The organism is Woeseia sp. D3-10, from assembly GCF_055809415.1.
On record NZ_JBVVTW010000007.1, the window covers coordinates 1597411 to 1612525 of the forward strand.

The 15115-nt window shown below is 58.2% G+C and carries 9 protein-coding genes; 6 read left to right on the forward strand and 3 right to left on the reverse strand.

Features of this window, described 5'->3' with window-relative positions:
• Nucleotides 1–79: 79 nt before the first annotated feature.
• From AC0L8N_RS07820 to AC0L8N_RS07845, 6 genes are all read left to right on the forward strand, one after another.
• Nucleotides 80–967 carry a recombination-associated protein RdgC gene (locus tag AC0L8N_RS07820; RefSeq protein ID WP_473667045.1) on the forward strand — a complete coding sequence of 296 codons (888 nt, stop codon included), beginning with the start codon at nt 80–82 and terminating at the stop codon, nt 965–967.
• A gap of 178 nt (nt 968–1145) precedes the next feature.
• Complete coding sequence (locus tag AC0L8N_RS07825; protein WP_473667046.1) at nt 1146–3185, forward strand: oxidoreductase; 2040 nt, start codon at nt 1146–1148, stop codon at nt 3183–3185.
• A gap of 33 nt (nt 3186–3218) precedes the next feature.
• The gene (locus AC0L8N_RS07830) at nt 3219–3710 is read left to right on the forward strand and encodes a GreA/GreB family elongation factor (RefSeq protein WP_473667047.1); all 492 of its coding nucleotides are present in this window, start codon (nt 3219–3221) and stop codon (nt 3708–3710) included.
• A 102-nt stretch (nt 3711–3812) separates the two neighbouring features.
• Nucleotides 3813–7469: an nSTAND1 domain-containing NTPase gene (locus AC0L8N_RS07835; RefSeq protein ID WP_473667048.1), complete on the forward strand. Its 3657-nt coding sequence runs from the start codon at nt 3813–3815 to the stop codon at nt 7467–7469.
• Between the two features lie 263 nt (nt 7470–7732).
• Nucleotides 7733–9232, forward strand: a complete 1500-nt coding sequence (locus AC0L8N_RS07840) for a C-type lectin-like domain-containing protein (RefSeq protein ID WP_473667049.1) — start codon at nt 7733–7735, stop codon at nt 9230–9232.
• A 145-nt stretch (nt 9233–9377) separates the two neighbouring features.
• Complete coding sequence (locus AC0L8N_RS07845; RefSeq protein ID WP_473667051.1) at nt 9378–11153, forward strand: cation diffusion facilitator family transporter; 1776 nt, start codon at nt 9378–9380, stop codon at nt 11151–11153.
• Here AC0L8N_RS07845 and AC0L8N_RS07850 read toward each other — a convergent pair.
• From AC0L8N_RS07850 to AC0L8N_RS07860, 3 genes are all read right to left on the reverse strand, one after another.
• Nucleotides 11150–11629: an acyl-CoA thioesterase gene (locus AC0L8N_RS07850; RefSeq protein WP_473667052.1), complete on the reverse strand. Its 480-nt coding sequence runs from the start codon at nt 11627–11629 to the stop codon at nt 11150–11152. The two genes, AC0L8N_RS07845 and AC0L8N_RS07850, sit on opposite strands and share 4 nt — an antisense overlap.
• The gene (locus AC0L8N_RS07855) at nt 11626–13518 is read right to left on the reverse strand and encodes an acetyl-CoA hydrolase/transferase C-terminal domain-containing protein (protein ID WP_473667053.1); all 1893 of its coding nucleotides are present in this window, start codon (nt 13516–13518) and stop codon (nt 11626–11628) included. The genes AC0L8N_RS07850 and AC0L8N_RS07855 overlap by 4 nt, the downstream gene beginning before the upstream one ends.
• 135 nt (nt 13519–13653) lie before the next feature.
• The gene (locus AC0L8N_RS07860; protein ID WP_473667054.1) at nt 13654–15039 is read right to left on the reverse strand and encodes an MFS transporter; all 1386 of its coding nucleotides are present in this window, start codon (nt 15037–15039) and stop codon (nt 13654–13656) included.
• Nucleotides 15040–15115 lie beyond the last annotated feature (76 nt).

Consider the following 15115-nt stretch of genomic DNA (forward strand, 5'->3'; position numbering starts at 1 on the left):
CCGGGGCCAATTTCAATGGTGACTTTGGACAGGGGAATAAGGATACTGCGCCGCCCTGCCGCCCGTTACGTACTGCATCATGTTCAGAAACGTTCGCTACTATCGACTGGAAAGTACCTGGCCTGAGAGCGAGGAAGAGCTGTCCAAAAACCTCGAGTCTGCCGGCTTTGAGCCCTGCGGCCCGCTGACCGAACGCAGCTCCGGCTGGGTCACGGTGGACGGCGACACCAATCAGTCATTATCCCGGCGCCTGAACGGCGCGGATCTGGTGCGCCTGCGCAGCCAGTCGCGCATCCTGCCGCACTCAGCGGTCAAGGAAGAACTGGAAGTCCGCATCGAGGACTTCCAGCGGCGGATGCAGGAAGCACCCAGCCCGCGCGAAAAGCGGCGCATGAAAGCGGAAGCCCGTGACGAGCTGCTGCCCAAAGCCATGCTGAAGTCGGATCGCATCTGGGGCTACATCGATATCAAGGAAAAGATCATCGGCATCGACACTGCGCAGGAATCGGTCGCGGAGCGCTTTCTGCGCCGGCTGAGCGCGGCTTTCGGTGATTTGAGCATTCGACCGCTGCAGTTCAACAAACCGGTCAGCGAATTGCTGACCAGCGTGTTCCTTGGCGGCGCACCCAAGCAGTTCGTACTCGGCCGCGAGTGCCGTATGCAGGATGCCGTCGACGCGGGTTCCATCGTGCGCTGGACCGACTTCGATCTCGACGAGAAAACCATACGCACCCACGTTGCGAACGGCATGAGCCTGACCCACGTCGCCATCATCTACGACAACATCATGTCGTTCGTGCTCGACGAGAATGGCGTCATCCGCAAGTTGAAGTTCCTCGGTATGGATGACGACAACGATGCCGACAACGACCCACTCGCACGGCAAGACGCGGAATTCGCGTTGACCACCGGCACCCTTCGCATGCTATTGCTCGACCTGCAAAAGCTGCTCGGCGGTTACGCCTGAGCAAATTTTGTCGCACCTGACCAACCGCCGCAGCCCCTGCGTGCGGGTAACAAGGCGATGTCGTTCACTTCCGTCAGCGACCCCATTGGTGGACGTACGATAGCTTTGCCGTAGCGACCCGGTCCTGCATGGACCGAATTCGGTACACTGTCTGCTGGCCAATCTTGAAGGGACCGGCATGACCGAGACACGCTACCCGCACCTGCTGGCACCTCTTGATCTGGGGTTTACCACGCTCAGTAATCGCGTGCTCATGGGTTCGATGCACACCGGCCTGGAAGACGGCAATCAGCATGATCGACTAGCCGCTTATTTCGCAGAACGTGCGCGCGGTGGCGTTGGCCTGATCATTACCGGCGGCTACGCGCCCAACCGTGCAGGCTGGGTTAAACCGTTTGCCGGAAAATTGACCACCAGCAGTGAAGTCGCCAAACACAGGCAGGTGACCGCCGCCGTGCACGCCGAAGGCGGCAAAATCGCGATGCAAATTCTGCACGCAGGCCGCTACGCCTATCACCCTCTGCCCGTAGCACCTTCGCGTATTCGTTCGCCCATCACGCCGTTCACGCCTCGCGCACTGTCCACCGCGGGCGTCGAAAAGCAGATCCAGGCATTCGTTCGCTGTGCCGTACGGGCGCGTGAGGCTGGTTACGACGGCGTCGAAATCATGGGCTCAGAAGGCTATTTCATTAACGAGTTTCTGGTTACGCACACGAACCAGCGCACCGACGAATGGGGCGGTGACTTTTCGCAACGAATGCGCCTGCCGGTCGAAATAGTCAGCCGTACCCGCGAAGCTGTGGGCAGTGATTTCATCATCGTTTATCGCCTGTCCATGATTGACCTGATTCCCGATGGCAACACCTGGGAGGAAACCGTCTTGCTCGCGAAAGCTGTTGAGCAGGCGGGTGCCACGATCATCAATACCGGCATAGGCTGGCACGAAGCGCGGGTACCGACTATCGCGACCTCTGTACCGCGGGGTGCGTTCACCTGGGTTACCCGCAAGATGAAGTCGGAAGTGTCGATTCCGCTCGTCACTTCGAACCGCATCAATCTGCCTGCGGTCGCTGAGCAAGTGTTGGCTGACGGCGCCGCCGACATGGTGTCACTCGCCCGGCCCTTGCTGGCTGATCCCGAGTTCGTAAAAAAAGCACGCGAAGGTCGTGCCGATGAGATCAACGTCTGCATAGCCTGTAACCAGGCCTGTCTCGATCACACCTTCGCGAACAAGACGAGCACTTGCCTCGTCAATCCGCGTGCCTGCCACGAGACAGAACTGAACTACATCAAGAGTGCAACGTCACGAAAATTTGCGGTCGTCGGTTCTGGCCCAGCCGGCATTTCCGCGGCACTGGTACTGGCCGAACGCGGCCATGATGTTGAGCTGTTCGAAGCCGCCGCCGACCTCGGAGGCCAACTGAACATGGCGAAGGTCGTACCGGGCAAAGAAGAATTTCACGAGATGCTGGGCTACTTCAAACGCCAGATCGAACTGCAAGGCGTACGAACGCACCTCAATACCCGTGTCACACCTGAGCGACTGACCACTGGCAACTACGACGAAGTCATCATCGCCACCGGCGTAGTACCTCGCGATCCGAAAATTGAAGGCCAGGATCATCCGAAAGTTTTGAGTTATATCGATGTACTTCGCCACCAGAAGCCTGTTGGCAAAAAAGTCGCGATCATCGGCGCCGGCGGTATCGGCTTCGATGTTGCCGAATTCCTGCTACACGATGGCCATTCGCCAACACTGAACCTCGACGAATGGCTGGAAGAATGGGGCGTGGTTGATCCCGCCGAAGCACGTGGTGGCATAGAGCGAAACCGGCCGCAGCCGGAACCGCCGTTACGCGACATCGCCTTGCTCCAGCGCAAACCCGGCAAGCACGGTGCGAAGCTTGGCAAGACGACCGGTTGGATACACCGTGCAACGTTGAAAATGAACAACGTGCGCATGATTGGCAACATCAACTATGAACGCATAGGCGATGAGGGCCTGCTGATCAGCTACGGCAAAGAACGCAAGGACCCGGAATGGCTTGATGTCGACAATATCGTGTTGTGCGCAGGGCAACTGCCGTTACGCGACTTGCAGGAGCCGCTTGAGGCCGCTGGCATTACTGTCCACGTTATCGGCGGTGCCGATGTCGCAACGGAACTGGACGCGAAGCGCGCTATCGATCAGGGCAGCCGGCTCGCGGCAACGCTCTGAAACAAGCCATTCGAACGATGTGGGAGATTTAGAATGGGCCGCTGGCGTCCACCCGTACCGCAATCATCGCCTTACATCACGCCAGCCGGCTTCGAGGCATTGCAGGACGAACTGAAAGCACTCTGGCTGCGACGGCGTGACGTCGTCGCTGCACTGGCCGCCGCCGCGGCTGAAGGTGACCGCTCGGAAAACGCCGAGTACATCTACCGCAAGAAGGAATTGGGCGGGCTGGACTACCGAATACGTTACCTGCAGAAGCGCCTGCCGGTCTTGAACATTGTTCGCGAGCTGGCGAATACGGATGCGGTGTACTTCGGCGCAACGGTGCAACTACGGAATGATACGGGTGAAGAGTTCACCTACCGTATCGTCGGTGCCGATGAAGCGGACGCAGGTTCATTTGATATAAGTATCGACTCGGCGCTTGCGAAAAGCCTGCGCGGCAAACGCGTCGGCGATGCAGTGAAGATCAGTACAAAGGACAAGAGCACGACGTATACGATTGAATCCATTCGTTACACGTAGCGGCTTCCAGCGGCGTAAATGGTAGCCCTTCCCGGCACTGCGGCCGATATCTTTTGACCGGACGTTGCACTACTATAGCCCGGCGACATACAAGGCATGTCAGTGAAAACACTACAATTCTTTATCTCGTCGCCGGGGGATGTATTCGAAGAGCGAGCTATCGCGAATCGGGTCATCGAACGACTTCAGAGCGAGTACATCGGCAAGGTTGTACTTGAGCCGGTGCTTTGGGAGCACCAGCCGCTCGTTGCGACCTCAACCTTCCAGCACCAGATCGTCAAACCCTCCGATACCGATGTTGTAGTGGCCATACTCTGGTCACGCCTCGGCACCAAGCTGCCAAAACAGTTCGTCCGTGCCGATGGCAGTCGCTACGAGTCAGGCACCGAATACGAATTTGAGGAAGCCATGGCGGGCTTCCGTGAGAACGGTAAACCCGACCTGCTGGTCTATCGAAAAACAGCTCCGCCTTCGGTACGGCTGGATGACGAAGCGGAACTGATGGAACGCCTCGGGCAGAAAAAGAAGCTCGATATCTTCATCGATAAATGGTTTCACGACAGAGATGAAGGCACGCTGACCGCGGCCTTTCACCAGTTTGAGTCTCCCGGCGACTTTGAAGAACTGCTGGAAAACCATCTCCATAGACTCATCGACCGGCACCTGCCAAAGAGCCTTTCGTCAACCTCGGAAGCACGAGCAGTGTGGCGCAAGGGTTCGCCGTTCCGTGGTCTCGAAGCGTTCGAGTTTGAACACGCACCGGTCTTTTTCGGCCGCACGAAAGCGGTCTCCGACATATTGCAGGGCCTGCGCAAGCAGGCAGCGGCTGGTCGTTCGTTCATTCTGATTTTGGGTATGAGCGGTGGCGGCAAGTCATCAGTTGTGCGCGCAGGTGTGCTGCCGATGCTGACCAAACCTGGCGTTATCGAAGGTGTCGGTCTGTGGCGCCGCGCGGTGTTTCGCCCAACCGACGTTCGCGGCGACCTGTTCGCAGGTCTTGCGAAATCATTGTTGCGGGAACACGCGCTACCGACACTCGCCGACGATGGTGACGCCGCTGCCGAGCTCGCGAAGATACTTCGCGACTCACCCAAAGCGGCGACCTCGATGATTCGCAATGCCTTGCAACGCGAGGAAGCCATGACTGAGGGCGCAAACAACGCCCGGCTGGCACTGGTCATCGATCAGATGGAGGAAATGTACACGCAGGATGAAATCCTGCCGAAGGACCGCAAGGCGTTCGTGGATGTACTCGATGCGCTGGCACGCTGCGGCAGGGTCTGGGTAATAGGCACACTGCGCAGCGACTTTTATCCGCGCCTCGCCAACCTGCCCAAACTGGGCGCACTGAAAGAAGGTGACGGTCAGTACGACCTGATGCCACCGACCGCCAGTGAGATCGGTCAGATGATCCGGCTCCCCACCCGGGCCGCCGGCCTGCGCTTCGAGGAAGACTCAACCAGCAGCGAACGTCTCGACGACAACCTGCGCGATGCCGCGGCAGACCACCCTGAAGTGCTGCCGCTATTGCAATTCACGCTCGAAGAACTGTACCAGCGCCGCACCGAAGACGGCCTGCTGACACTCAAAGCCTATCGCGAACTTGGCGGTGTCGAAGGCTCGCTCGCACAACGAGCGGAAACCGTATTCAAGGACCTGCCGGATGACGTTGAGGCGGAGCTGCCGAAAGTTCTGAACGCGCTCGTCAGTATCGAGCATAAAGGCCATGAATCTATCGGCCGCAAACGCGCACCATGGTCGCAGGCAACGTCCGGCAAGAACCGGGAACTGGTCGAAGCCTTTGTAAAAAACCGGTTGTTCGTTACCGAACTCGCAGACGACGGCAGCGCCGTGGTCACGGTTGCGCACGAAGCCCTGCTTTGGCACTGGCCGCGAGTTCATGACTGGGTCGCCCAGAACCGCGAAAACCTGCGTATCCGGGGACGAATTAGCGCGGCAGCAGATCGCTGGAATGCCGAAGACCGCGCTTCGGATTTGCTGCTACCGTCTGGCAAACCCCTGGTGGAAGCAGAGTCGCTGCTTGAGCAGGATTTTGAACTGCCGGAAAACGAAGCCAGTTACATCCAGGCATCAGTCGCAAAAGCGAAACGATTCCAGCGACTCAAAGTTGGCGTCGTCGCCGGCATTGCGATTCTTGGCGTACTCGCGGCCTCGTCAGCGTATCTCGCCAATCAGCAACGCGACCTGGCGAACGCGGCACGGCTGCGCGCCGAAGTCGATGCGGAAACGGCGCTGCAGACTACGGACTTCATGGTCGGTTTGTTCGAGGTTTCTGACCCCAGCGAATCACTGGGCAATTCCATTACCGCTCGCGAAATTATGGACAAGGGCGCCGTTCGAATCCGCGAGGAACTGGCCGCACAACCTGTCGTGCAGGCTACGCTGATGGAAACGATGGGCGCTGTTTACACCAGCCTCGGGCTGTATGAACAGGCCGCCGGCCTGTTAAGAACAGCGCTCGATTTGCGCCGCAACGCGTTCGGCGACAAACACACAGAGGTTGCACGGTCGCTGGACCGCCTGGGTCAGGTACTGAAACTGAAAGCCGAATACCCGGAAGCGGAAGGACTGTATCGCGAAGCGTTGGCGATACGGCGAGAATTGCTGGGCAATGAAAACACGGAAACGGCGCACTCGGTATATCAACTCGCTGACTTGCTGGGGCGACGGGGAAATTTTGCGGCGGCGGAACCGTTGATACGTGAGTCACTGGAAATTCGCAGCCGCTTGCACCGCGAGAAAAGTCCGGAGATGGCCGAAGGTCTCGAAGGGCTGGCGCTCAATCTGTACGACCAGGGAAATTACGACGAATCCATTCCGCTGATGCGCGATGCGCTGGCATTGCGCCGGGAACTGCATACCGGCCCACACCCGGACCTTGCTGAAGCCATCAACAACCTCGGCTTCCTGCTTGGCGAAGCCGGCAACTATCAGGAATCCGAAGAGCTGATGCGCGAAGCACTGGCCATGAAACGCACACTGCTCGGCAACTCCCATCCCGAGATCGCCATGGGACTCAATAACCTGGCGTTCTCTTTACACGATCGCAAAGAATACAGTGAAGCAGAGGCGCTTTACCGGGAAGCGCTTTCAATGCAACGCGAACTGCTCGGCGATGATCACCCGGATGCGGCCGGAACGCTGAACAACCTCGCGTTTCTTGCTTACGAAACCGGCGACCTCGATAAGGCCATCGCATTGTCGCGCGAATCACTGGAAGTATACCGACGCTCGCTTAGCCCCGAACATCCGTCGGTGGCACGTGGCATGAGCAACCTCGCGATGTGGATGATCGAAGATCGGGAGTTCGAGGCAGCAGAACCGCTACTGCTGGAAACCATCGAATTACGCACGAACTCGCTCGGCGCGGATCACCCGGACGTAGCGGCAAGCACTTCCCTGCTCGCCAGTTTGTACATTGAAACAGGACGTTTTGATGAAGCTTACGCGCGTGCTGTCGATGCACACCGCAGTTGTGTCAATGCACTGGGTCCGGAGCACTGGAGGACAGCCGCCGCGGCCAGCGCGGAAGGCGCCGCTCTGTCAGGGCTCGGCAGACGCGATGAAGCTGAAACCATGCTCTTGCAGGCCGTTGCCATACTGGGTGCGGACTCCGGAGCACTGCCCTTCTTTTCCCGCAATGCGATACGCTGGCTCGCGGCACATTACGAGAAGACGGGGCAAACTGCTCAGGCCGAGAAGTACCAACAGATGCTGCGTGACTCGAGCCGCCGGTAAGACCGCCCTGCAGTAATTGCTCATTCCGAACCATTTACATAATCCGGCACCACTTCTACTGCGCCAATTGCCGCCAACCGCGATCAGGCGTATCTTGGCCGTGTACTAAAGCATAAAAAACAAAGCGGACGCTGCATACAACTACAACTCAACAGCAGCCCGCCGTTTGTACCTTCAACGAATCAGCCGCTACAGCTCCGTTTGTAATCGGCCCGATTCCGTCTGCATCGCCTGATGCGACGCAATGTTCGCGGGGAAGCTTTATGAACACAAGAACAAGACAGCACCTGTTATCCGTTCTGATAATCGCAATGATGCCATTCGCTGCACAAGCCGGCGGGGTGGTGGTTATTGATGACGCCGTACCGTTTGAAGGTCACCACTACAAAGTCATCAAAGCCAGCGCCATCGACTGGAATTCGGCAAACGCTGCGGCAATGAACAGCGAGTTCATGGGTGTCACAGGTCGCCTGGCAACCATAACCTCTGCCGCCGAAGATCAGTTCCTCGACCAACTGCGCGCAACAGCCATGGGCAACAAGGAGGCCTGGGTAGGTGGTCGTCAGGACAAGAATCTTTGCACAGCCGAACAGCTCGCATCACCAGTTCTATCGCTTGGCTGCGGCTGGATATGGAATAACGGCGAAGGACCCATATCAACCCCACAGGTGCCCCTGCCTTCCTATTCCAACTGGCAGCCGAATGAACCCAATGACCTGGGTACTGAGTTATATCTCGGTATAGGTCTTAACGGTGAATTCGGCTGGAACGATGAACAGGCGCTCTCATTGATAGGTGGCTATGTCATCGAGTTCGACACCGTCGTACCGATTACCGGCTGCGTTGGTGGCACGGGTTGTTCAACAGCGACCGGCCCCGGTGGCGCTGTTGGCCAGACACTGAGCTATCCACCAGTGTCCGGCGGCCCTGACGCGAGTCTCGGCGTCGTCAACTACGACTTCGTCGACCCCCGGTTTAACAGTGACGGTTGTGATCAGGAAGTGCTCACCCTGTTCACGAGTGACAACGTTGCGGGTGTTGATACCTTGCAGAATGACCTGATCATTCCCAGCTACCTGTGTGGCTCACCGGGATTTCGCGTAGTAGCTATCAACTCAACGGACATCGAAGTTCTGAATGGAACCATCTTCGTTGAAAACGAAGTTCTCGCATTGCTGCCTGACAATCTTTACGAGTGCACCGGACCGAAAGGCGTTGCCCCACCGGTTGATCTCGACCCGCAACACCGGGACGTCGTTTCCTGGCAGAGCACGAATCCAGGCCGAATGCTGGAAGGCGATATTGGCCCTGCGTTCGGCTTCCCAGGCGCACTGACCGAGCTGACCAACGGCTGCGGCAGTTCGCGGGGCCGGGTTAAAGGCAGTTCTTACTACGTGATTGGCATGCACATCGACTTCGGCGATGGCTACGGCCTGACCGAGAACGCGGCCGGCAACAATGAAAAGTTCATCGCCCTGACGCGATTCAAGCTCGAAGTACTGGAGCAATCGGTACAGAACTCACGCGTTGCCCTCAGTCGTTTTGAGCACTTCACATTGAGGCTGCTGGTCAGAGCCGCCGTTCGCCTGCACGACCGCAGTTATTTCAATGCGGCACTTGGCATTATGAATTTGTTTGAAGCCATAGCGGATATCATTAGCTACGACGCGGTGCCAGGTGAAAACTACAACGGCGATCACCTGATGCGCTCGGACAATATCCAGTTCATGTACACAGACAAGATCATTCCTTACTCACCCTGAGGGTTGTCGACACCGCGGCTAGCGGATGGATAATCTGGCATGAACGAAGAAGGGCCCGCGAGGGCCCTTTTTTTGCGGTAATCTGTGCGAACTCTGCAAGCACAAGCAGCAACAGCGGTGACAACACGACCGATGATGACGCAGCATGCAATCTAACGGTGTGCCGGATTCAACGTCCACAGAACATGGCGGCGCTCTCTCCGTACCGCTAGTCGTGGCGGTTACAGGACACCGCGATCTGCTGCCGACGGAAACCGGTGAACTTCGCAATCGCGTTCGCTCCTTCTTTCTCGACCTGATCAGCCGTTACCCGGACCGGCAACTGCGGCTGTTGTCGCCACTGGCCGAAGGCGCTGACAGCGTCGCCGCGGAAGTCGCGCTTGATCTAGGCATTAATCTCATCGTGCCACTGCCGATGCCAAAAGCGCTATACCTTGCTGACTTTGACCAAGCGGAATCGCGACAAACGTTTGAAAATCTGTTGTCGCGTGCCAGCGAAGTCTATGAACTGCCTGCCGCGCGCGGTGCCAGTGAGGAGCAGATCAAAGCCCCGGGACCACTACGCAATCTGCAGTACGCTCAGCTCGGTGTATTCCTGTGCGCACATTGTCACATCCTGCTGGCTCTCTGGGACGGCAAGTACAACGACGATCTTGGTGGCACGGGACAAGTCGTGCGCTTTCATCACAACGACACGATGCCTGGCTACACGCGTGCGACGACGGCCACGCAGCAAATGCTGGTCGATGACGAAAGCGACCTTGTGTACCACATTGTCTGCTCGCGCAACCGGGCTAACGGCGCACCCGCGGACGGGCTCTCGCCGCTCGATGCCTGGTGGTTCACGCAGGACGAGAAGGCACCGCGTAGCCGCGACTTGCCACCACAACATCGGCTCATCTTCGAACGCAGCGCCGAGTTTGGCCGCGACGCGAAACAGCATTGTGACGCCATTGCCCGCGACGCATATCCGCTTTACGATCCGACACTTGATGTCGACTTGCCCGCTGGTGTCAGTGACATAAACAAATTGTTCTGCGCTGCCGACTGGCTCGCCCTGCACTTCCAGAAAAAGGTTGTGCGCACACTGCGTATCAGCCACGCGCTCGCATTTTTGATGGGCATGAGTTTCATCCTGTACACGGACGTGCAGGTAGAGCGCGTATTCCTGGTTGCATTTCTCCTGTTCTTTGCCTCAGCTGCAGTCGTGCAGTTTTTCGCCCAGCGTCACGGCTGGCATCGAAAGTACCTCGACTACCGGGCGCTGGCCGAGGGGCTGCGGGTGCAGTTTTACTGGGCCGCTGCCGGCGTCGTGAACGAAAGTGAATCCAAATTCTCGCACGACAACTTCCTGCAAGCGCAGGACCCGGAGCTGGGCTGGATACGCAATGTGATGCGTGTCGCCGGAACGCGCTGTGATGTCCGCCCGTTTCGGCAACCGGCCGGTCTGGCTTTCGTGCTAAAGGAGTGGATCGGCGATGCCGACCATGGACAGCTCGCCTATTTCGCCAGAAAAACCGCGCACAGAATCAAGCACCACCGCCTGACAGAAGGCCTGGGACTGATAAGCCTGCTCGTTAGCGTTGCCGTGGTCGCCGCGCTGCTAATGGTTGGCTCCGCGATCGCCAAAGTCTGGCTCGACCCCCTTATGGCGTTTATGGGCTCGCTGTTACTGATCTACGGTATTCGCAAGGGCTACGCCTATGCGCTTGCGGAGAAAGAACTGATCAAACAATACGAGTTCATGCTACGAATTTTCAGCAACGCACGACGACGTCTGGACAATACGGATGACCCCGATGAGCAACGGCTGATACTGCGCGCGCTCGGCGGCTCTGCACTGGATGAACACAGTGAATGGATCCTGATGCACCGCGACCGCTCCATGGAGCAAGGCGAACTTTGGCGTATGGGTAGCTAGTCGCTGTTTGGTGCTCGCATCGCCAACCGCGCATCCCGTCTTTGCCCTGCTTTCTCGTAGCGCCGTTTCTCGGTTTCACTTTGCGGCACTATTGCCGGCACTGCCACAGGTGCACCGTTTTCATCCAGCGCAACGAACGTCAGATAGGCCGACACCACATGCCGCCGGTCGCCGTTGAAGCTGTTCTCGGCAGCGACATGGACACCGATCTCCATGGAGCTGCGCCATGTCCGGTTGACGGCCGCCTTCACAATCAGGGTTTCGCCTGACTTGGCGGGCGCCAGAAAGTTGAGGCTGTCGACAGCTGCAGTGACGCAACTGTGACCGCTGTGCCGCTCGGCCACAATCAGGGCCGTGCGATCGCAAAGCCCCATCACAAGACCGCCGAAAACCGTGTACTTGGAGTTCAGGTCGTTCGGAAAAACTTTGTAGACGTTCTGCTCAACAGCGGAATCCGCCGGCGATTTACCGTTCATAGTGTCTGCCCTGTTTGCTGCAATGCGTAACCGACCAAGCGACGTTGTAAACGCTCGCCGATTCCGCTGGTGCTGTCGAGCCCGAGGCGTTGCAGTGCCTCCGGATACGCGGAAATACTCCCCGCCATGAGCGCTTTTGCAATGACCTCCATTTTCGCCAGCGGACTGGCGGTACTAACGTCCAGCCACTCCAGAGCAATAGCCAGTTTCTGTTCGGTGGCAGTAAGGTCCGTACCCAGCGGGTAATCGGGAAACGCCGAACGAAACGGCTCGCTCCGGAACAGGTTTTCGATTACCTCGGGGCGATTCTGGGCTGCCCACTCGGGAAGGCTGTACGCTGATGCGAGCTTGCCGGCCGCTTTCGCCTGCGTTGCCAGTTCACCCTGGAACCGGGCATCGGCAATCTGCAACATGGCCGTTATCGTTTGCATGTCCGTCTTGCCACGCGTTGCCGCCACGCCGTACTGCGTTGCATAGATATCCCGATGATGCCGGGGCACGGTGGCATGCCCGTAAGACCAGCGGATGTTGCTACCCGGTTGCCCGTCCTTAGACCGCGTAGCGGGCAGCATCAGGATGGAAAAAGCATTTTCCAAAGAATGCGCCATCGACACGAAATCGAACTGACCACCGACACCGCTGACGACTCGTCCGTCGTCCAGTGCATCGGATACAGCAGCCCCCAGCAATGTGACCATCATCGTCTCGTTGATGAAGCGCGCATCGCGGCGTTGCTCGCGCTTACGGTCTTCGTCGCCAAACAAGGTGTTTACGAAGGATATGCGGGTCATGTCGATGAGTCGGCGTTTTTCCGGCGGCAGTGAACTCAAACCCTCGTACAGAGCACTCGAACCGACGAAGAAACCGGCATGTATCAGGGTCTCGTCATTGCCGTCTGCGGGTCGGCGTATCAGTCCGTGCTGAAACAGCGAGAAGACGGCGTCACTGAGCATCTCGGTGGACGCGTACAGACCTTCGCGGAACGGCTCGGTAAAAACCGGCAGCTCGTTGCGGGCGGGCGAGTGCAAACCGCCGGGCAACTGTTCCAGCAATGCACGGAAAATATCCGGCGATTCATGACGCAGGCGCAAGCAATGCGCGACAGCATCGCTTAGCGAGCCGATGCCGAGCTGCAAGGTACCGCCATCAGCGACGAGACTGGCAACGTGCATACCCGTGGCGTAGTCAGCAGGCTTCACCCGTCTGTTCAACAAACCGAACAAGGGAAACTCGTATTGGTCATCCTCAAGAACATAGTCAAGATTTTCAGCCGGTAACTCGGACTCACCGAACATATACGGTAGCTGCCGGTTTACCTGGCCAATCATCGCGACTTTCTCGCCCGCCTGCCGACGCTCCCTGAATGCCGGCAACAGATCGAGGGTAATTTCCGGATTGGAACTCAGGCTGTAGTGCTCGCGCTCATCGCCATCGACCGCCACGAGCTGTGCGATGACATTGACGCCCAGGGCAAGCAGCTCACCGACAACCTGGCTGTAGTTGATGCTTGTGTAGTTCTGCTGTGCCTGCGGGTTGCCGAGGTAAGCACCCGGACGCAGGTAAAACTCCCGAATCTGCACATTGGGCGGCAAGCTGTTGCTGGCTACGCGTTGCACGTACGACGGCACCGGGCAATCGCCATACAGACGTCGAAGCAACGGGCCCGCGAAACGCCCGGCGAGCCCGGGCGGTGCACTCGGCGCCACCAGAGTAAGTCCGGTGAACACGGTCAGGGAAACTGACGGGTCCGCCTCCGCGCGTGCAAACAACGCATCGACGACGTGCACGGCCTTGCCAATCCCGATAGGCACGCCGACCACCAGCTTCTTGCCGATATCAGCAATCAGCTCATCAACCAGACTTGCCGCAGACGCGTGCAACCGGGTCATCGCCACTGTCTCAATGCAGTGGGAAATCCAATCCGGGGGGTATTCTCGTTAACAAGGTTCATGCGCCGAGCTTACCAAGACTCTATTTGACTGTCCGAAGGAAAGCGGAGTTGCGGGCAGACCAGCGGATAGCCGTTAGCCTTCCTTGCTGCCTTGCTTACGCGGTTTCGTGCCGACAATGTCGAAGATCACGCCGGCGAGCGCGTTCATGCGGGTAACGCGGAAAATCACCTGAACAGTCGTTATGGGTCGAACCTGCCGAACTTCGCGCAGGCGCGGGATCAACAACAATGCGACAGCGCCACGTGCCAGCATGGAAACAATAAAGACGCCATACAACGGGCTGAGCCAGTGGTAGTGCGTGCCGAACAGCGCGTAGTCAACCGGAAATACAGCGCCCAGAAAGCCACCGAGTATGGCGCCACAGAACACGCCGCCGGCCGCGAGCACGTTATGCGCTGCGATGTAGGTCGTCCGTCGGTTCGGCGTTATCAGGTCGTAGAGAAAGTTGCTGGCGCTAAGCGTAAAGCCTGCCCATGAGAAGCCGCTCAATGCCTGGATCGCCAGCAGGTACCAAAAATTGGTTGAGAACACCCACAGTAACGGCATCAGCGGAATGAACAGACCGGTAACCGCCAATATACGGCGATTGCCAAACACATCGCTGATGCGCCCCCACTGCGCGAGCGTGAGGAACTGGGCAAAGATTGCCATGCCGGTGTTGGCCATGAATTGCAGATAGCTGTAGTTCAGGTCGCGAAGCATGTAGACAGTGAAGAACGGCGATGCGATCGCGACGGCAAATTGCATCAGGGCAAAAAACACAGAGAAGCGAATTGCGTTCGAATGGCGGATCCGCTGCCACCACTCCCGACCGACCGGCAATTCCATCGGCGCGGCTTGGCGCGGCTGATCGTGCATGCGCGACAGGTGATAGATCGACACGAGCCGGGCAATGCCGGCCACAGCAAACAGACCAATGAAACCGATCAACGTTTGATCACGTTGAGTCATGATGTGCAGGACGGCACCACCACAGATCAACGAAGCGAAAGTAGTCGCCGCGATACGCCCGGTCCGCTGACTGAAAAAACGTCCGCGCTTGCGTTCCGGGACGATGTCTCCCAGCAGGCTGGTCCACTGCGGCAAGGCAAGATGAGCCCCGGCGTGGTAGAGAATGACACTGCCAATCAGCATCGGTACGGCGTAATCGCTGAACAACAGCGGCAAGCCGATGATGGGCAACCAGGCGAATGCCTGCAGACTGGCGCCCACGAGAATAATGGCCCGCCGATGGCCGGTGACGTGACCGAGCCAGGCCGAGAGCAATTGCACCAGCGATGCCAAGAGCGGCGGCACTGACGCCAGCAGACCTATCTGCGGCGTCGTCGCGCGCAGGAAGACAGCGAACGCCGACAGGTAGGTTTCCCCAACGCCGGTCATTACGGCAAACGCCGATGCGTCTCTTAAGGAGTGTTTGAGCGATTTCTGGGTTGCAGGATCGCTTGAGAAAGTATGCACGTTCGGCCTGAGCTGGCGTGACTGTCGTTACCACTATCATCGGGCAAGCCGAGGCACAAATCCATGCGCCAAGCCA

What these genes read in the sequence shown, in the direction of transcription:
- AC0L8N_RS07820 (WP_473667045.1), top strand. Translation starts at nt 80, where the DNA reads ATGTTCAGAAACGTTCGCTACTATCGACTGGAAAGTACCTGGCCTGAG.
- AC0L8N_RS07850 (WP_473667052.1), bottom strand. Translation starts at nt 11,629, where the DNA reads ATGAACGGTAAATCGCCGGCGGATTCCGCTGTTGAGCAGAACGTCTAC.
- AC0L8N_RS07855 (WP_473667053.1), bottom strand. Translation starts at nt 13,518, where the DNA reads ATGACCCGGTTGCACGCGTCTGCGGCAAGTCTGGTTGATGAGCTGATT.
- AC0L8N_RS07830 (WP_473667047.1), top strand. Translation starts at nt 3,219, where the DNA reads ATGGGCCGCTGGCGTCCACCCGTACCGCAATCATCGCCTTACATCACG.
- AC0L8N_RS07840 (WP_473667049.1), top strand. Translation starts at nt 7,733, where the DNA reads ATGAACACAAGAACAAGACAGCACCTGTTATCCGTTCTGATAATCGCA.
- AC0L8N_RS07845 (WP_473667051.1), top strand. Translation starts at nt 9,378, where the DNA reads ATGCAATCTAACGGTGTGCCGGATTCAACGTCCACAGAACATGGCGGC.
- AC0L8N_RS07825 (WP_473667046.1), top strand. Translation starts at nt 1,146, where the DNA reads ATGACCGAGACACGCTACCCGCACCTGCTGGCACCTCTTGATCTGGGG.